We start from the raw sequence: 18284 nt of genomic DNA on the forward strand, positions 1-18284 counted from the left end.
CTAGGCGGGGGCGAGGGTGAGCAGGCCGGCGCCGTAGGGCTTGCCGCGGCCGATGCCGGTGAGCAGGGCGTGGCTGAGTTGGTGGGGGTCGGTGATGGTGGCCAGGCCGTCGAAGCGGGTCAGTGCGTGCATGGGGCCGGGAGGGTGGGCTTGTTCCCCGGGCTTGTCGGCGCGGCGGCGTGTGCGGGGGAAGCGGGCGGGGGTGATGTCGGTGGTGGTCAGGGTGAGGCCGGCTTGGTGGGCGCGGCGCTGCCACCAGGCGAGGGCGTCGTTGCCGTGGAGTGCGACGATTTTTCTTCCGTGCTTGTTGTCGACGGGGTGGTGGTGGTCCAGGACGCGGCGGGCGGCGCTGGCGTTGGCGGTGATGCGGTAGCGCACTGCTCGGCCGGGGGTGAGGGCCTGGAACATGGGGTGCAGGGGTCGGGTCTCGGCGGTGCCGTAGTGGTGGGGCAGGCGGGTGAGGTCGGGCGGCTGGTGGGACTGGACGAGCAGGGTGGGTGGGGTGTCGTCGGTGGTGTCTTCCAGGCGGAAGAGCAGACCGGCCTGCTGCCGGGGGCTTTCGCCGAGGCCGTCGGGGGCCAGGAGCATCACGCTCTTGTGCAGGCTGACGGCGTCGGCCAGGTCACGGCGGGCGGCCGGGCTGCGGCGGTTGAGGCGGATGCGGGTCAGGGTCGCTGTGGTGGCGAGGACGGCGGTCGGGGTGCTGGTCACGGGGTGGCGTCCTGGTGGATGTAGGCGGTCAGTTCGGTGAGTGCGGGCGGTGGGGCGTAGAGGGCGGCGGGGAGATCTTCGGTGGTGTGCCAGGTACGGCGGATCTTGTGGGAGCGCCGTGTGGGGGTGAAGTCGTGCGGAACGTCGGCGACTTCGCGTTCGCTGTGCGCGGCAGGCACGTGGGAGGGCGGGCTTTCCCAGATGAAGGCGACGGGCACGGTGGCCTGGCCGGGGGGCGGTGGTGTGGTGAGGCTGAGTGGGACGTGGTGGAGGAGTTCACCGATGGGGTCGGGGTGCGGGCCGCCGAGAACGAGGGGTTCGTTGGGGAGGCAGGCGCGCCGGCCGAGGTAGGGGCCGAAGGCGGGTTGTTCGAGCCGCTTCAGGAGGTGTTCCAGGAACGGATCGGGTCCTTGTACGGCGAGGGTGAAGACGGCGTCGGCGAGGTAGATCCGTTCGGTGATGAGGGTGGACTTCTCGCGGGGGCGGAAGATGCCGCTGCTGGTGCGCAGGCCGCGGCGGTGCGGGCGGCCGCCGCCGACGGTGTGGTAGTCGGTGTGCCGGGTGCCGGGGCGGTCGATGCGGACGGTGAAGGTCAGGTTGGTGTAGGGGTTTTGGCCGGTGGCCGGGTCGGGGGTCAGGGCTTCGCTGCGGGGGCGTGCGTCGGCGGCGGCGAACAGGCCGATGAGGGCTGAGCGGGAGGGGAAGGGGAGGGTGTCGCGGTAGTGGAAGGCGGCGTGTTCTCCGAACGACATCAGCGGTGCGGCCAGGCGCAAAAGGATGCCGTTCATACGAGGGTCCCGGTGGGCGCGGCCGCGTTTTCGGTGAGGGCGTCGATGAGTTCGTCGAGGCCGGAGTGGGCGGTGCCGAGGTGGTCGACGGGGCCGGGGTGCAGGGTGGCGTAGCCGCAGCCGAGGAGGCGGCGGGTGCCCAGCAGCCGGTTCAGGGCGCCGGCGTGCTGGGACAGGGCGGAGACTGGGCGGCGGTCGCGGATCGTGTAGTGGACCAGGTGGGGGTAGGTGTGCGGGGCGGTGGAGGTCTTCTTCGCGCCGGGCATGACGTCGATGAAGGCGTCGGCGAACAGGCCCAGCAGGTGCAGGGCCTGTTCGTGGTCGCCGTTCAGGTTGCGGGTCAGTTCGGTGAGGTTGACCGTGGCGTAGCGGTAGAGCAGGCCGGTGGTGAAGAACGCGGTCTGCAGGTGGGCGCTGCCGGTCTCGTTCGGGGCTGCCCAGTCCTCGACGGCGGTGAAGTAGTCGGGCTGGGGTGAGCTGGGGTGGACGGTGAAGGCGGGTGCCATCTGCACGGCGCCGTCGACGTGGGCGTCGGGTACTTCGGCAAGCATGCGGCCGAAGAGGTTGATGGTCGCGGTGCGGCGTTGTCACGTTGTTGGGTGTGAGGGTGTCTGACGGTGTGCCCGGGCGTGGTGGAGTCGGGCTCCGGCTGAGTGCTCAGGCCGCGGCGGCGTGGCCGGCGACGCAGGTGATCTGCTCCCAGATCGCGAAGCGAACGGTCATTACGGCTCGATAGTCGGATGCAGGGATCAGATGACGGCGACACCGGAAGTGGGGCGAGATGCCGCTGAACGCGGACAGGAACCGCTGGGCCCCGCCCACGGAGCGGAAGCCTTTCATCGCCCGTTCGCGCTGTCTGGTGGGTTGGTGGCTGTTCTCCGCCCGGTTGTTCAGGTACTTCGACTGACGGTGCTCGACGCAGGGCATGACCTCGCGGTGGGCCGCGCCGTAGGAGCGGAGCTTGTCGGTGACGATCACCCGCGGCACCGTGCGGGTCTTCTTCATCAGCCTGCGGAAGAATCGCCTGGCCGCGGCCTTGTCCCGGCCGTCCTGCACCAGGATGTCCAGCACCATGCCGTCCTGGTCGACGGCCCGCCACAGGTACTTCCGCTCGCCGTTGATCTTGATGAAGACCTCGTCCAGGTGCCACTTGTCACCAGGCCGTGGCCGGCGGCGGCGCAGCGATTCGGCGTACCGCTGCGCGAACTTCACGCACCAGCGGCGGATGGTCTCGTAGGAGACGATGATCCCGCGCTCGAACATCAGCTCCTCGACCTCACGGAAGCTGAGGGGGAACCGGAAGTACAGCCACACACAGTGGGAGATGACCTCGGCCGGGTAGCGGTGCCCCTTGTACGACAGCGACGCGCTCCCCACAGACGACCCTTCCCAGGTTGATCAACCCGAAGATCATCCCACCGGTCAGCCAACGTGACAGTGCCGTCTGTCCTGCTTGTGACACCGAAGCTACGGATCACGCCTTGTGACCTGCGTCCCGCCAGGGAGTGAGCCTCCCTTGTAGCTCTCAAGTACTACGGCTACGGGGTGGTGTGGCGTCCTGTGGCGCCAACCACCGGCTCCAGAAGGCAGGTTCGTCCACGATCGGCCGCCGGGCGGCCAGGGCGGTCATGTGGACGAACGACTCCAGGACGGCGCAGATCTGCCCTGCCTGCCGCCGTACGCGCCGTTCAGTCCTTCACCCATCGGCTGGACATCACCCGGCCCCCGCGAGGAGCAGCCCTCATCTGTCGCCGGCCGCGACAGGCCGGGCGACCGCCGCGCCGGCGGCAATGTGCCGGTTGCGTGCGGGGCCGGAACATCCATGCGTCTCCTCAGCCGAAGCCCGTGTGTGCTGCGGATGGGTGGTCGCCGAGCCGACGGTGTCAGGGCAGAGTGAGCGGGGTCTCGGAGGTGACGTGGGTCAGCTTCTCGGGGTTGCGGACGAAGTAGAGGCCGGTGATGGCCGCGTCCTCGACACGGACGGCCATGACGCCGTCGAGCTCGCCGTCCACGTACACGGCGAGTGCGGGGCTGCCGTTGGCCAGGGTGGGCTCCCAGGTGATGGTGGCCTCGACCTTGGCGGAGCCACCGAGGTAGAAGCGGACGATCTTCTCGGCGCCGACGACCGGATGCAGCGCGGCCCTCTTGAGGCCGCCGCCGTCGCTGAGCAGAACGACGTCGGGGGCGAGTACGTCGAGGAGATCCTGTGGGTTCCCGGTCTCGATGGCGCGCTGGAAGGACTCCAGGGCCGCGCGGGTCTCGCTCAGGGAGGCCGCTCTGCGGGGGCGGCGAGCGGCGACATGCCGACGGGCGCGGTGCGCGATCTGGCGGACGGCATCGGGGCTCTTGCCAACCGCCTCGGCGATCTCGTCGTAGTCGATCTCGAAGACCTCGCGCAGCACGAACACCGCCCGCTCGGTCGGGGAAAGGCTTTCGAGGACGAGCATCATCGCCATCGACATGCTCTCGGCGAGTTCGATGTCCTCGGCCACGTCGGGCGTGGTGATCAGCGGTTCGGGCAGCCACTGGCCGACGTACGCCTCGCGGCGGCGCTTCATGGTGCGCAGCCGGTTGAGCGCCTGCCGGGTTGTCATCCGCACGAGGTACGCCCGCTGATCGCTCACCTGTCCCAGGTCGACCTCGACCCAGCGCAGCCAGGTCTCCTGGAGGACGTCTTCGGCGTCGGCCGCCGATCCGAGCATCTCGTAGGCGACGGTGAACAGCAGGTTGCGGTGGGCCACGAACGCATCGGTCGCCAGGTCGGTGCGGGGGTCGGTCATGTCTCGGTCTCCTTCGCTCGAACGCCGGGTCAGGCGGCCCACCCCGCGGCGGCCGACGCCCCGCCGTGCTCGGGCTGCGGCAGTTACCGGCGGTGGTCGCCCTCGGGGCGGGTGCGCACGATGACATCGGTGGTCTCAGCCAGGGACGGCTCCTCCGTCGTCCAGCGGCCGGACCGTCTGCTCCCTGAACGGATCCGGCGCGGCGGCCAGGCGGCGCTTGCGTTTGGGCAGGCCGAAGGTCGGGTGGGAGGTTCCCCACAGCGCCCCCTTTTCGATGGCCGCCTTGATCCACGCGGCCTTCCGCCCGCCCATGTACTTCGGCTTTGCCTGCCCTTCGTCGTCGACCGACTGCCAGAGCCCGTCCCGCCGCCCGAGGCTGATGGCGTTGTACAGGTAGACCAGCTTGACGTTCGAGACCTTGCGGCCGGTCAGGCGTCCCACGATCGCCTCGATGGCCTGTCGGCCGGTGTAGCCGGCCGAGCCGCAGGACATCGGCAGCGGACGGCCGTTGTCGCCGAGGGCATGGACGCTGTCACCGATGGCGTAGACGTTCGGGTGCGAGACCGACCGCATGGTGCGGTCGACGACGATCCGGCCGTCCTCGGTGACTTCAAGGCCGCCCGCGGCGGCGATGGGATTGACCGCGAACCCGGCCGTCCACACGGTGGCGTCGGAGGGCAGGGCGGTGCCGTCGGCGCACATCACCCGCGTCGCTTCGACGGCTTCGACGCTGGTGTGCTCCAGGACTGTGATGCCCAGCCGGTCGCACGACTGGCGCAGGTGGCCGCGGGCTCCGGCGGAGAGCCGGGCGCCCAGCTCACCGCGGGCGATCAGCGCCACCGACAGGCCAGTCCGGACTTCGGCGATCTCAGTGGCGGTCTCGATGCCGGTCAACCCGTCGCCGACGACGACCACGCTCCCGCCTCCGCCCCGTCCGCCCAGGCCGTCCAGGCGCTCGCGCAGACGCAGCACCGAGGGCCTGGCGGCGACGTCGAAGGCGTGCTCGGCCACGCCGGGGACGCCATGGTCGTCGCCGTGGCTGCCGAGCGCGTACACAAGCGTGTCGTAGCCGAGGTCGCCGCCGCCCTCGGCGTCGGCGACGGCGACGACCCGGCGCTCGGGGTCGACGGCGGTGACACGGGCCACGCGCAGCCGGATCCCCGTGCCCGCGAAGACATCGGCGAGCTGCGGAGCCTCGATCTCCCGGCCGGCCGCCAGCTGGTTCAGCCTCAGCCGCTGGACGAAGTACGGCACGGCGTTGACCACGGTGATCTCGATGTCCGCCGGGGACAGCCGGCGGACCAGGTTCCCGGCCACGTAGGCCCCGGCATAGCCGGCGCCGAGAACGACGATGCGGTGCTTCATGAGTTGCTCCTGACGGCTTGCTTGCTCCCGGTGAGTTGAGCGGAACGGCGCCCCGATCGCTGACGGGAACTGACACCCGCGTATCCGCTGCCGATCACGACCGCCTCGATCCTCTCGGTCATGCTGTCTCCTCTGTCTCAAGGGGTTCGGCCTCAAGACACCGCGCAGTCGGTCGCTGTGACAGCCTGTGATGCAGATCACTCACAGGCGTGGGCTCGGCACGCGACGTCCCCACTGCCCAGGACCGGGGAAGGTGCGGCGTATGGTCGCGGACTCGGGCAGGGAGCGGGGGACGCCGGGCGGCGGGTCGATGCTGCGGGCGCGGTCGACGGCCAGACGGTCTGCGCGGCCGTCCAGCAGAGGCTGGACGACGGCGAGGAGTCTCGATGACTGGGCAAGCCACCTGCATGGTCTGTCGAAGAGCACCGAGGCCCATGTCTTGCCTGCGCAGCTACCGCCGCCTCGCCGTGCAATGGCTGGTTCCGCGGTGATTTCGCCGCCGAAGATCGACGACGATGGAGCCCCTCGCACCAGACGACGACAAGAGGTGGGTGACGTGGTCAGCCTGATCAGGCGCCAGGAGTATCCGGTGTATGTGGACTACAACGGATGGGTCTTGCAGGACTTCGACGACACGCAGGTTCCTGTGCTGTTCCCCGAGGGTTTCGAGAGCGACACGTTCCTCACTGCTCACCCTGGGCGCCTTGATTTCTACAGTGCCGGGCACACCCACACCGCGTCCCTGACGGTGGAGGTCTGGGACGGGGAACCTGCGGTGCCGGCCGGAGAATGGGACGAGACAGCCCTGGCCGGCATCGTTTGTTCTTCGGGCAGGTTGCGCGCCAGGGGAATGGCGGCAGGACCGATGCCAGAGGCTATCGCGCTGTCGGACGGACCCGGCGTCTGGACGGTGCGAGTAGTGTGCACCGGCCGCGAGGCGGCATGTGCGCAGACCCAGCACGGTGTGGTGCACGGAGTCGAGCGCTACATCGCACAGTTCTGGCCGAACGCCTAGATCACTGAGGGGCGGCTCACATCTCCCGAGCCGCCCCCGCCCGTGGCGAAGGGCGCCTGCGAACTGACTTCGACCATGAAGCCGTCGTCCGGTCCCCTCCCCGCAGTTGCAGGTAGAGCTGTTACGGTTCAGAGTCGGTGGGCGTCGGCTTCGCGGATGACTTCTCGGGAGCGGATCTGGTGCAACTCGACGTGCATACCGCTCGCTCCTACTGCTGGAGCTCCATGACATCGGCGACCACGCAGCTGACGTTGTCTGGGCCGCCGGAGCCATTGGCGAGGGCGATGAGTTCGCGGACGGCCTGCTCGGGTTCGCTGATCTCGGAGAGCACCCGGCGGATGTCCTGGGTCGGCACGACGGTCGACAGGCCGTCGGAGCAGAGCAGGTAGCGGTCTTCCCGCCGGGCGTCGTGAAGGCGCATGTCCGGAGTGGTGTCGGTTCCTTGGCCCAGGGCTCGGACCAGCAGCGACCGCTGAGGGTGGGAGGCGGCTTCTTCCGGACTGAGGCGTCCTTCGTCGACCATCGACTGAACCATGGTGTGGTCGTGGGTGATCTGGAACAGTTCTCCGTCACGCAGAAGGTAGACGCGGGTGTCGCCGATGTGGACGAGGGCCAGCTGCGACCCCGTCCAAAGCATTGCGGTGAGTGTCGTGCCGGTGTCTTCGGGTGAAGAGTCGCTCCCGGCGATGTTGTGGACGGCATGCTTGGCCTGTTCGATGACGTCGTCGAGGACGTTGAGGAGACTGCCGGCCGGGATGCTGTCGGTTTCGAGGTGCTTGAGCGCGTCGATAGCGGCGGCGCTGGCAGGTGCTCCTTGGCTGCCACAGCCGTCGGCGACGGCGAGCAGCCGGGGTCCGGCGTAGGCGGCGTCCTGGTTGCTCTCGCGAACCAGGCCCCTGTCGGAAAGAGCGGCGTAACGGATTCCCAGGGGTTTGGCGGTCGGGGACATGGCGGGGTCCTTCCGGGACAGGTGGTCGATGAGGAAGGCGGCCAGGTCCCGCCGTGCGGCGGTGTCGGCCTCGACCTGGGCCCAGAACGCGCGGACCTCCTGGGCTGCCGCGACTGCATTCAACGTGCGGACGTGTTGAATACGGGCCAGAGGCATTCCAAGGCGGCGGAGCCAGGCGACGAGCCTGGCCTGCGCCAGCTGTTCCGGTGCGTAGAGGCGGTAGCCGGTCACCGGGTCAACGCGCGCGGGGGTCAGCAGGCCGAGCTCGTCGTACAGACGCAGTGCCTTCGGCGACAGCCGAGACGCCTTCGCGAACGCCCCGATGGTCAGCAACCCCATGCTCGTTCCTCCTCATGCCGAGCGCGTCGCCCGGCCCCACTGATGCTGTGGGCTCCCCCAGGGTGAAGGTCAACCAAGGCCTTCTGTGTGGCCCCGTCCGATGCTCCCACTCAGATGACCTGGGCTCGTTTCGGCTTGGGCCTTGGTGTGGGCGAGGCGGTGGGACTCGGTGCCGGTCCGGATGATGGCGCCGTTGAAGGTCGAGGCCGTGTTGGCCGAGGTCGTCAACCGAATCAGGATGCTCAAGCGTCAGATGTTCGGCCGAGGCGGCTGCGATCTCCTCCGCAGTCGTGTCCTGCTGAACGTAGGGCCACGTTCCCCAGGTGCCGTAGGTGCTGAGATGAGGCTCAGGGCGCCATGTGTCGGACGAGCTCCCGTGACTTCTGCTGCAGTGCGGCTGTCCACTCCTTCGCATTCGGATCCGAAGCCGTTTTGAGGTAGTGGCTCTCGGCGCGCTGGCCGCATAGGAGATCGACATTACGGTCACCAGCCCTCGACGGAAGGTGAGCCGGAGCCACTTCACGTGGACGAAGCCGACACCCGTCCTGCTCAGAGATGGTTGGCCACTGCGGTCCCGGCCTTGCCGCGACGGGGCGGGCGCGCCGCAGCCGCTCGACGCCCTGGTGAGGTTTCCGGCGCCGAGCGGTGCGACAGAGCGATCTTGGGGCGGCCGCTCAGGGGAGTTGCATCACTCGGTCCGCCACGGCCTCGGTGGCCATATACGACCACGGCTCGTACGTCTGTGCTCCTGTGGTGGGCCGGTCACGCAGCAAGCACTGCTGACCCGCGTACTGCGGCACCCGCCCCGCTGCCCGGGGTGGGCGCCGCAGTACGCCCTGGGTTTGTGCCGACGGCGCATGTTCGGGAGTGGCTGTTCAGGAATGCCCGTGACGGGTTCCCCTGAGGTGCGCGACGACGTCGTCGAGGTTCACGGTCAAGGAACGCCCGATGTTGGTCCAGTCGTTCTTGGCGTGACCGAGGAGGTACTCACGCCGTTCGGGTGCGCGCTCCGCGCGCCAGTTCGTGATCAGTGCACGCAGTGTGAGTCGTGCCAGCGCGGCAACCGGGAGCAGTGGGAGTTCCGAGGCCCGGATCGGGCGCTTTCGTTGGTAGCCTGCGGCGAAGGCGCAGGCGTCCCGCCAGGGATGGTCCGGCGTCCTGCCGAGCAGGTTCGCCATGGAAACGGCGGGATCGAAGATCACCGCACTGCGCACGGTGTCGCCGAAGTCGATGACGCCGGTGACGAAGTGGTCGCTCTTTGGATCCACCACGATGTTGTAAGGGCTGAAGTCACCGTGGATCACTTGGGCTTCGAGATCACTCAGCCTCGGGGCGACGTTTTCGCCGAAGAGCCGGAACACCGACTGTGCCAACTGGCGGTGCTCGGCGCTCGGCGTGTGCTCGACCAGTTCGGTCAGCTGGTGGAAATGCCGGATGTCCCATGCCAGACCTCGCCGGTCCGCCGGGTGCGTGAACGGCCTGAGCGCCACGTCGATCAGCCCCAGCATCTCACCCGCCCTGGCGAGCCGCTCCGCGTCCGGGTTCGTATCGGCCAGGACCTGGCCTTCGACGAAGTCGAACACCCGCAGGACCCGAGGCCTGCCGTCGTTCAGCCTGATCGTGACATGGTCGTCTCCGCCGGCGGTCAGTTTCACCCGCTGGACGGGCAAGTGCGCAGCGGTGGCTTCGAGGTAGCGCATCGCGGCGGTCTGGAGGGCGACGACCGCCTCCGCCTCGTCAGGTGGTGAGACCTTCACGAGGTAGTTGCTCGAGTCGGTGCTGAGTCTGAACGTGTCGTCCTTCTCGGTCGCCAGTCGCCCCAAGCGCCCGCTGAGGCAGAAGTGCTCCTCGAGGAAGATGCTCACCAGCATCACGTCGATGGGCTCGTGGGAGGACGTCAGGCCACTCTCCTCGAGGAGCCGCTGAGCATAGGTCGGAGCGGGTGAAGTGTTCACGGTCAGTCCCTTCGGCCAGCCGGTCACAAACGGTTTTTCGCGACCTCGGCGAAGGTCTCCAGGAATCGGGTCACATCGGCGGAGTCGAAGGCCAGCGGGGGGCGGATCTTCAGGGTGTTCGCCGACTTGCCCGTTCCGCTGATCAGGATGTGCCGGTCGCGCATGTCGTTGATGACGTCTTCGGCAAGTGCGCGGTCCGGCTCAAGAGTTTCCCGGTCCTTCACGATCTCCACGCCGACGTAGAGACCGGCGCCGCGGACTTCGGCGACGTAGGGGGAATCCTTGGTGATCTCCCGCAGTCCCGCGCGCAGAGCGTTGCCGCTCTCCAGGACGCGCTGCTGCACATTCTCCTTCTCGAAGACGTCCAGCACCGCCGCGCCGGCGGCCACGGGGATCGAGCTGCCGCCGAAGGTGTTGAAGTAGCGGACGTTGCGTCCGAACTCCTCGCAGACCTCGGGGCGGAAGACCACACCGGAGATCGGCAGGCCGTTGCCCATCGGCTTGCCCATGGTGACGATGTCGGGCAGCACACCGTGGCGGCTGAAGCCCCACATCGACTCCCCGAGCCTGGCGAATCCCGACTGGACCTCGTCGGCGATGTAGACACCGCCGGCCGCGTGCACCTCCTCCACCACGGCCCGCATGTAGCCAGGGGGGTCGGTGAAGATGCCGTCGCTGCTGTGGGCGCAGTCGGTGATCAGGGCCGCGAGGCGGTAGCCGTGCCGCTCGAGGTCGTCGATCGCGCCGCGCACCTGCTGCCTCATGTGCTCGGCGAGCGTAGATCCCGGCGCGACCAGGCGCGGGTCGGGAGCGTCGATGAGCCGGACGTTCGGGCCCAGCGGGGAGCCCGCGCCGAGGGTCGGGGAGAAGCTCGCGACCTCCCGGGTGATGCCGTGGTAGGCCCAGCGGGTGACGATGATGCCCTCGCCGCCGGTGTGGAACCGGGCCACGCGCACCGCCAAGTCGTTCGCCTCCGACCCGCTGCACGCGATGCTCAGCTTGGAGAGCTCCTCGGGGAAGGTCGAAAGGAGCCGCTCCGCGTAATCGACCAGGGCTTCCTGGACGTAGCGCGTGTTGGTGTTGACCACCGCCATCTGGCGGGCGACCGCCTCGGCAACGTGCGGGTGGGCGTGCCCGACACAGGGGACGTTGTTGTAGGCGTCGAGGTAGTCGTTGCCGTCACGGTCGATCAGGTGGGCGCCGTGACCGGAGACGAACTCGACCGGCTCCCTGTAGATCAGCGTGTAGCCAGGGCCCAGGACCTTGTTCCGGCGCTGGATGGTCTCTTGGAGGTGTTCGGGGAGCTCGCTCACTGCCCCGGGGTCGAACCGGTTGGGGTAGTGGGCGATGGCCCGACTCAGCGTTGAAGTCATCGGCAGGTACACCTTCAGTCCTGTTCCGGGGTTGCTCGCTGCGTTGGCCGGAAACATACCACTATTCTTTCCAGTTCCAACCTGAAACTGGAATAGTTTCCGTGGTGATCATGCCGCCATGGCGGCCCGACGCGCCGAATCCGACCCCTGCCTCCTCGAACTGGCGACCCCGAGGACGGTCCGGGCGTTCTGGAACGGCTGACCACAGACGGACTGCTCCAGGAAATCTGCGGAGTGCATGACAGATGAGTCGAGAACCGTCCGACAAGGCGGCAGACGCGAAACCCTGGGTCCTACCGTCCAGGCCGGTCCCTGCCCGATCGGCGTACATGGATCGATATGGTCGTCAGGTGACCAACCCGACCTCACGCGACTACAACAAGGCATCAGTACTCGACGTGGTCCTCTCCCACGCGCCCTTGACACGGAACAAGCTCATCGAGCTGACCGGCCTGAGCAAGGCCACGGTGTCCAGAGCGGTGGAGGAGCTCCGTGCCGACGGCTTCGTCGTCGACGGCGGGGTCGACGACATCACCGGCCGCGGCCGCCGCTCCACCTACCTGGACCTGCCCGGCACCACCGGGCACGTCGCCGGTGTCAGCTTCGGCGCCCAGACCACCGGTGTGCTGGTGACCGACCTGAGGGGACGTGAGATCCAGCGCGTGACGGTTCCCACCGCCGCTCACGAGGAGGTCGGGGACGCCGCCCGATGGCTGGTCGACCTGATCGCGCAGGCCGCCGGATCGGCACAGGGCCCTCTGCGTCAGATCGTCGCCGCAGTGCCCGGCCGAGTCCGGGGCGGCACGGAGATCTTCGGCCCCGCGGAGTCGATGAAAACCCTCGCAGGCTCAGGCCTCCAGCAAGCCGTCGAAAACCTGATCGGGGCCCCCGTGCTCCTCGACAGCGATGCCAACGCGTCCCTGCTCGGGATACTCACCGGCGACACGACCATCAGGAACGCCGCGCTCTTCAGCCTCAGCACCATACTCAACTTCGCCAGCTGCACGGATCATGAGCTCGCCCGGGGAAGTACACCCACCTTCGGTGACATCGGTGTGCTCTCCTCCGGAGTCGGTGACGAGAACCTCGACGAGTTGCTGAGCACGAGAGGTCTCCTCCGGTTCGCTCGCGCGCAGGGACTCGACCTGGAACGCATCGAGGATCTCTGGCTGCAGCCGCACACCGAGACGCCGCATGCCGAGGTGCTGCAGGCGTTCACCACGGCCGTCGTGACCGCTGTGAGCGTCGTCGCGGTGACGCTGGACCCGGAGTCGGTCTACTTCGTGGGCCGGCTGCGCCCGCTCGTCGACGTCGTCCTTCCCCAGGTGCGCGAGCGGCTCGATCAGAGCCTTCCGGCGGTGCCGGAGATCAGGACCGGTCCCCATCTGATCGGTCTGTCGACGGCACAAGGAGCGGTGTATGCGTGCCTGACGATCGCTCAGGAACGGCTGCGGGACGCCGTGCTCGGAGCACGGCAGCAGAGCCGGCTCACGGAGCGGGCCGCACCGGCCTTCTGAGCCGACTCACGGAGCAGGCCGCACCGGCCTTCTGAGCCGACCGCCAACAGGCGAGACGCTTCGGGTCACAGGCGATGACCGGTGCCCGCCATCAGATGGAGCTCAAGGCCCCGGGCCGCGCCCCGGCCTTCTCCCACACAGCGGGGGTCGACCGCATCGAGCTGGTCCTCACCGACAACGCCTGGCCTGCCCACAAGCCTCGCCTGGCAGCAAGCCCGGCCTGTCTCGGCGTGACTCGACACAACTCGCTCCCGCCGCCTCCCTGAGCCGCTGCTGCCGAAAGCAGAACGCCGGGAACGGTCAGGCCGGTTGGGCCTGCGCCGCGGCTGGGGAGGACGGGTGCGGGCGGGCGCGCAGTCGCACGGTCAGCGCGCTCACACTGCCGGCGAGGACGCCGAAGACGAGCGCCGCAGACACACCTGAGCCCACAGAGACGTAGTACAGCAGTGGCCCGCCGGTGCTGCCCTGGTAGGAGAGTAGCGAGCTCCAGATTCCACTCACCACGACGCCGAGGGTGGTGGCGGCGACGGAGCCGAGCGCGTAGGCGGGGTAGGTCACGCGGTCTGGCAGGACGGCCAGTAGCCGCAGTCCCCACCAGACGAGGGCGAGCAGCGCCACGTCGCCGAGCCGGTACAGCAGCCAGCGCCCGAAGGCAGGGCTGGTGGGCATGGTCCAGGCGCTGAGCTGAACCCACTGCCGCAGCAGATCACCGGGCTCGGACAGCCCTCCTCCGCTCCCCAACCCGGTCTGGATACGCCCGGCGACCCGGTCGTTGGAGAGCACGATGACGGCGAAGGCGACCACGACAGTGCCCAGGGTTGCGGCGAGTCGTGCGGTGGCCGTGGTCGGCACGGCCGGGCGTGGCTCTGAGGTCCCCTCGCGGCGCAGAAGGGTCATGAGGCCGGTGGTCGCCGCTGCGGCCACCAAGGCGGCACCCACCGGGAGTTCGCGGCCCTGAGACATGGCGCTCGCGAGGCCGGGTAGCAGCCGGAATGTCGCCGAGCCGCCGGAAGCCACCATCCATGGCGCGGAGACAGTGACAGCGAGCATGGCCGCGGCGATGCCCCAGCCCCATAGCGCCGCGACGGAGACGACAGCGCGCCTGACGCCTCGGCCGGAGAGCCGACGCAACAGCGGCAGCGCGCCGCATGAAAGAGCAGGACGAGCGCGGCGTAGCGCACCCGCATGGCGGTCTCTCTCAGAGTCGCATAATCCGCGCCATGACCGACCGCGCCGGCGGGACGGGTGAACTGCGTCGAGGACGGGAGGTCGGTCGACCACGGCAGCGTCCACGCCAACAGGCGATTTGCCTGGTCGGGGCCGAAGAATCGCGTGGCACCGGGCAGACTGAGTGCGTGGGCACTGGAGCCCGCCCACCAGAGCAGTCCAGCCAGCAACAGCGCCCCGAATAACGCCGGTCCAAGCACATGCCGATACGTCATTTGATCCCGCCCCCTGCCCGCTCCCGCGGGTCCCGATGCCGCCGGTCGGCGGACTCATGACAACGGCCACAGATGTATCAGACTCCGGTGGCGTGGTCACCTTGGTAACCGGTTCCGGACGGCAGCCGGCTGCCTGGAGCCGGTGGAGTCTGCGCTACAGCTTCGTACGGAGACGCTGAAACTGTGTCTCATCCGTTCTACGGTCCTCTGTCTTCGCCGATGAGGCTGGCTGCACACCGAGAACGGATGGACGCAGGATGCGGCGACGACGGATCGCCGCTGCCGCTGAGAGGCTGGGCGGAGCGACGAGTTCGTCTCGACGGCTTTGGCTGACCGCCGCGTTCAGGCGGGCAGGGCGGCGAGCCAGCTGGTCAGGAGCCGATTGACCTCGCCGGGGCGTTCTTGCTGGATCCAGTGGCCGCAGCCGTCGAGAAGGTGGGAGGAGACCAAGGCGGGCAGCGTGACAGGGTAGGCCTTGATCGCATCGGCCAGCCATGTTGTCGAAGCGTCCAGGCTGCCGCCCATGAACAGGGACGGCTGGGTGATGGGGGCGCTGTCGAAGGCGGCGAGGTCCTCCCAGTCGCGGTCCATGTTCCGGTAGCGGTTGAGCGCTCCGGTCACGCCGGTGCGTTCGAACTCCCCGGCGTAGGCGTCGAGGTCTCCTTCACTGAGCCAGGCGGGCAACCGGCCGCTGGGGAACCGGTCCCGCAGCCTCCCGTCCTTGCTGACGAAGTGCGGATCGGGAGCGCCGGGTGCGGGCATGGTGTCGGCGGACAGGGCCGCGTAGAAGCCCGCGAGCCAGCCGCGCACATCGGGTTCGATCTCGGCCTCGGCGCGGCCCGGCTCCTGGAAGTACGAGACGTAGAACTCCTCGTCCCCGCCCATCCGAGCGAAGAGGTCGCTGGGACGGGGCCCGCCGCGGGGTGTGTAGGGAACGCTCAGCAGTCCCACCGCGCGGAATACCTCCGGCTTGAGCAGGGCAGTGTTTGCGGCGATGGTCGCACCCCAGTCGTGGCCGATGACCACCGCCGTCTCCTCGCCCAAGGCGTGCACCACCGCGACGTTGTCCTCGATCAGGTCGATCATCCGGTACGCATCCGTCGCGGACGGCTTGGAGGAGCGGCCGTAGCCGCGGACATCGATGGCCACCGCCCTGTATCCCGCCGCCGCGAGTACCGGAAGCTGGTGGCGCCAGGAGTACCAGGATTCCGGAAAGCCGTGGATGAGCAGCACCAGCGGCCCGGTCCCCTGCTCCGCGAGGTGAATCCGGCCTGCCGGCGAGGAAACCAGCCGATGCGTGATCCCCGCGACGGACTGAGACATACGTTCCTCCAGGACCTCGGGTCTGCTGCGCGACCGAACGGCCAGTCACCGCCCGTTCGTCGGTTCAACACCGATCATCCGAAAGACCCCGCCGTGACGACGATTTCGTTTGCCGGTTCAGCAAGCCCCGGCAGCTCGCTGCGCCGCAGACGGCCTCTGCGGGGGTGAGCGGCCGACTGCGGCCTCAGCCGGCACGTCGTGGGTGTAGGCGGGGTCTCATCGCCACGGTACGCGGAACGGGCCGCCGTTGGGGACGGGCATGTGGTGACCCCGATCCGGCTGAAGGGTTGTCAGCCGCCGGCCGGTGGGGCCGCTGACGCCGACACCGCGCACGTGGCGGGACGCGACCGCCTCGGCACCAGCGACCTCATCGCCGACGATTCGCTCGGCCGCCTGGCGGCGCGTCGCGCAGGTTGCTGTGTTCTGCCGGGTTCGCTGAGGGCTGTGAGTGAGCACCGCAGTTGGCGAGTTTCGCCACGAACTGTGAGCAGGGCTGGATCGGCCCGGCCGTCTCAGGTTGCAATGAGTTCTTCACGCGCCAGGTGCGACCCTCAGTCGGTCCTCGCCCCCTGATCTAGGACTGCCCAGGCCAGCGCATAGCCGAAGCCGTTGACGGCCCAGTGCAGCGCCGCGGGCGCCAACAGGCTTCCGGACCGGCGCCGCAGCTCGCACAGGACGATCCCGGCTGCGGTCGTGGCGACGACGGCGGCCGCGACCGGCAGCGCGTTGCCTGCCGGCCCCGTGGCCAGGACCGCGGCGGCCGGGTTGGCCCGGCTCAGCCCACGCGAGGGAAGCACATGCCAGAGCCCGAACAGCACCGACGACACAGCCGTGGCCCATCCGGTACCACGCCGGCGCCGCACCATGGCCCACAGGACACCGCGGAAGGCGACCTCCTCCAGCAGCACGGTGCCGACCGGCACCCGGACCAGCACCCGCCACAGCAGTTGTCCGAGAGTCAGGCCCGCGGCGCGCTGGTCCTCGAACACTTCCCTGGTGACAGGCAGAGCAAGCCCGGCCAACAGGACGGCAAGAACCGTGCCGACCAGGACCGATGCCCACCGCAGCCCTCTGCGCAAGGTGACTGTGTCGAGCCCGAGATCGGCGCGGGTGAGACCGTCCCACCGGGCGATCAACAGCAGCGCGGCAGCCGTGACCACACAGGTGAGTACGTAGGCGCCGGGCGCGAGCCAGTTGTTGAGCAGGTTCGCGCCCACCAGGACGGCGATGACACAGGACATTCGCATGGTGCCACCAGCATCGCGCAATCCACCCCACGAGCCGGGACGACGCTACGAGCGCCCTACGGCTGAGGAGACGTGACGGTGCAGGCGCGCGCGAGGATCAGGACGGCTTCGCCATCCCGTCCCCCTCCCCCGGCTGAGCGTTTCGGACGCGCTGGACCTCCTCGGCCTGCGGCGTGCCCGGCGGCGCCGTCGTCCGCCGTGGGGTCAGGTGGGTAGGCATGACGACGTGCCGGACGCGGTCGGCTTCGGCGTCGTCGATGAGTGCCAGGGCCAGTTCGCCGGCTTCGCGGCCGATGTCCGAAGGTGACTGGGCCACCGTGGTCAGGTCGAACCAGTCGGCGATGGGCTGGTCGTCGAAGCCGAGGACGGAAACGCGTTCGGGCACCGGGATCTGTGCCCTGCGCAGGGTCCAGATGACGGCCACGGCGACCTCGTCCTGCTCGGCGAAGACGGCGGTTGGCGGTTCGCGCAGGCTCAACAGCCGCCCGACTGCCTGGGCGGTGGCGCGCTTGTCGCCCGGCAGGGTGGATACCACCAGGTCGTCGTCGGGTGGGATGCCTGCTTCGTCGAGTGCTTGCTGGTAGCCGAGCAGCCTCTCGTTGGAGCTGAAGGAGAAGCCGGTGGCGCCCACCGTCTGGACGAAGGCGATGCGGCGGTGGCCGAGGTTGAGCAGGTGCCGGGTGCCGTGCAGAGCGGCCGTCACGTCGTCGACGTAGACGCTCGGCCGTCCTGCCACGTGCTGGCTGACGTAGATGACCGGCATGCCGAGGTTGTCCAGGCTCGCGGCCTCCTCGTCAGTGAGGTCGAAGCAGAACACCAGGAGCGCGTCAGCGTTGCGGCGGGCCGGGAGGCGTTCGAAGAACGAGGTGCGCGCAGCCAGGTCGGGGGTCACATAGACGTTCATCTCCAGATCGGCCGCCCGCAGCAACGGGGCCAGGCTCGACAGGGCGGCGCCCATGAACCACGACTGGACGGTGGGGACCAGTACTGCGACGGTCCCGGTCCTGCCCGTGACAAGGCTTGCGGCCTGTCGCGACACGGCGAAGTTCAGCTCGCGCGCGGCCTGCTCGACGCGGGCACGGACCTCCGCGGAGACGGTGGGCAGACCGCGCAGAGTGCGCGAAACGGTGGATGTGGATACCCCGGCCCGTTCGGCTACGTCAGCCATCGTGGGGTGCCGCTGAGCTGGTGGCATGAGCGGACGGTAGCACAGACGGCCCGCACTGCGGAGCCCGATGTGACAGCGCTTTCATCTGTGCACACCACGCCGCGACAGCCATTACCACCGAGTAGCGCACTGACTTCCCATGAAAGCCGCCCCTAGCTTGCAAGCGATGTCGAACCAGAGCCCTGAAGCCCTCCCCAGGGTCGTCCGCTAGTGCCACTAGCTGCGGATTTCGTCGACGGACAGGGTGACAGCGCAGTCTCGAGACGGGACCAGCAGTCACGTACGACCCATGGACCTCGTACCACCAGGAGA

General features: G+C 68.8%; 15 protein-coding genes and 1 pseudogene. 3 read left to right on the forward strand and 13 right to left on the reverse strand.

What is annotated here, in order from left to right:
* From cas6e to ACFY9S_RS38925, 6 genes are all read right to left on the reverse strand, one after another.
* Positions 1 to 711: a type I-E CRISPR-associated protein Cas6/Cse3/CasE gene (cas6e, locus tag ACFY9S_RS38900; protein WP_391138601.1), complete on the reverse strand. Its 711-nt coding sequence runs from the start codon at positions 709 to 711 to the stop codon at positions 1 to 3.
* Positions 708 to 1499, reverse strand: coding sequence for a type I-E CRISPR-associated protein Cas5/CasD (gene cas5e, locus ACFY9S_RS38905; protein ID WP_391138602.1), 792 nt, complete (start codon positions 1497 to 1499; stop codon positions 708 to 710). The genes cas6e and cas5e overlap by 4 nt, the downstream gene beginning before the upstream one ends.
* Positions 1496 to 2068, reverse strand: a complete 573-nt coding sequence (locus tag ACFY9S_RS38910) for a type I-E CRISPR-associated protein Cas7/Cse4/CasC (RefSeq protein WP_391138639.1) — start codon at positions 2066 to 2068, stop codon at positions 1496 to 1498. The genes cas5e and ACFY9S_RS38910 overlap by 4 nt, the downstream gene beginning before the upstream one ends.
* An 88-nt stretch (positions 2069 to 2156) precedes the next feature.
* The gene (locus tag ACFY9S_RS38915) at positions 2157 to 2876 is read right to left on the reverse strand and encodes an IS6 family transposase (RefSeq protein WP_391138603.1); all 720 of its coding nucleotides are present in this window, start codon (positions 2874 to 2876) and stop codon (positions 2157 to 2159) included.
* A 506-nt stretch (positions 2877 to 3382) separates the two neighbouring features.
* On the reverse strand, positions 3383 to 4279 hold the full coding sequence (locus tag ACFY9S_RS38920) for an RNA polymerase sigma-70 factor (protein WP_391138604.1): 897 nt from the start codon (positions 4277 to 4279) through the stop codon (positions 3383 to 3385).
* A gap of 135 nt (positions 4280 to 4414) precedes the next feature.
* The gene (locus ACFY9S_RS38925) at positions 4415 to 5644 is read right to left on the reverse strand and encodes an FAD-dependent oxidoreductase (RefSeq protein ID WP_391138605.1); all 1230 of its coding nucleotides are present in this window, start codon (positions 5642 to 5644) and stop codon (positions 4415 to 4417) included.
* 556 nt (positions 5645 to 6200) lie between these two features.
* Here ACFY9S_RS38925 and ACFY9S_RS38930 point away from each other — a divergent pair.
* On the forward strand, positions 6201 to 6659 hold the full coding sequence (locus tag ACFY9S_RS38930) for a hypothetical protein (protein ID WP_391138606.1): 459 nt from the start codon (positions 6201 to 6203) through the stop codon (positions 6657 to 6659).
* Between the two features lie 208 nt (positions 6660 to 6867).
* Here the strand turns inward: ACFY9S_RS38930 and ACFY9S_RS38935 are convergent, their stop codons facing one another.
* The 3 genes from ACFY9S_RS38935 to ACFY9S_RS38945 form a co-directional block, all read right to left on the reverse strand.
* A complete protein-coding gene (locus ACFY9S_RS38935; RefSeq protein WP_391138607.1) occupies positions 6868 to 7947 on the reverse strand; it encodes a protein phosphatase 2C domain-containing protein in 1080 nt (359 codons plus the stop codon).
* A gap of 875 nt (positions 7948 to 8822) precedes the next feature.
* Complete coding sequence (locus tag ACFY9S_RS38940) at positions 8823 to 9902, reverse strand: phosphotransferase (protein ID WP_391138608.1); 1080 nt, start codon at positions 9900 to 9902, stop codon at positions 8823 to 8825.
* A 23-nt stretch (positions 9903 to 9925) separates the two neighbouring features.
* Positions 9926 to 11275 carry an aminotransferase class III-fold pyridoxal phosphate-dependent enzyme gene (locus tag ACFY9S_RS38945; protein WP_391138609.1) on the reverse strand — a complete coding sequence of 450 codons (1350 nt, stop codon included), beginning with the start codon at positions 11273 to 11275 and terminating at the stop codon, positions 9926 to 9928.
* 350 nt (positions 11276 to 11625) lie between these two features.
* Here ACFY9S_RS38945 and ACFY9S_RS38950 point away from each other — a divergent pair, with 350 nt between their 5' ends.
* Positions 11626 to 12792, forward strand: a complete 1167-nt coding sequence (locus ACFY9S_RS38950) for an ROK family protein (protein WP_391138610.1) — start codon at positions 11626 to 11628, stop codon at positions 12790 to 12792.
* A gap of 116 nt (positions 12793 to 12908) precedes the next feature.
* Positions 12909 to 13008 (forward strand): annotated as a pseudogene (locus ACFY9S_RS38955) (IS481 family transposase); the annotation flags it as partial.
* Between the two features lie 84 nt (positions 13009 to 13092).
* Here the strand turns inward: ACFY9S_RS38955 and ACFY9S_RS38960 are convergent.
* The 4 genes from ACFY9S_RS38960 to ACFY9S_RS38975 form a co-directional block, all read right to left on the reverse strand.
* Positions 13093 to 13842, reverse strand: coding sequence for a hypothetical protein (locus ACFY9S_RS38960; protein WP_391138612.1), 750 nt, complete (start codon positions 13840 to 13842; stop codon positions 13093 to 13095).
* 734 nt (positions 13843 to 14576) lie between these two features.
* Entirely contained in the window at positions 14577 to 15557 is a 981-nt protein-coding gene (locus ACFY9S_RS38965; protein WP_391138614.1) for an alpha/beta fold hydrolase, read from the reverse strand.
* Positions 15558 to 16108: 551 nt separating this feature from the next.
* Complete coding sequence (locus ACFY9S_RS38970) at positions 16109 to 16804, reverse strand: type II CAAX prenyl endopeptidase Rce1 family protein (RefSeq protein WP_391138616.1); 696 nt, start codon at positions 16802 to 16804, stop codon at positions 16109 to 16111.
* Positions 16805 to 16901: 97 nt separating this feature from the next.
* Entirely contained in the window at positions 16902 to 17999 is a 1098-nt protein-coding gene (locus ACFY9S_RS38975) for a substrate-binding domain-containing protein (protein ID WP_391138618.1), read from the reverse strand.
* Positions 18000 to 18284: the final 285 nt, after the last annotated feature.

It is taken from the genome of Streptomyces sp. NPDC012474, assembly GCF_042955185.1.
GTDB classification, from domain to species: domain Bacteria; phylum Actinomycetota; class Actinomycetes; order Streptomycetales; family Streptomycetaceae; genus Streptomyces; species Streptomyces cahuitamycinicus.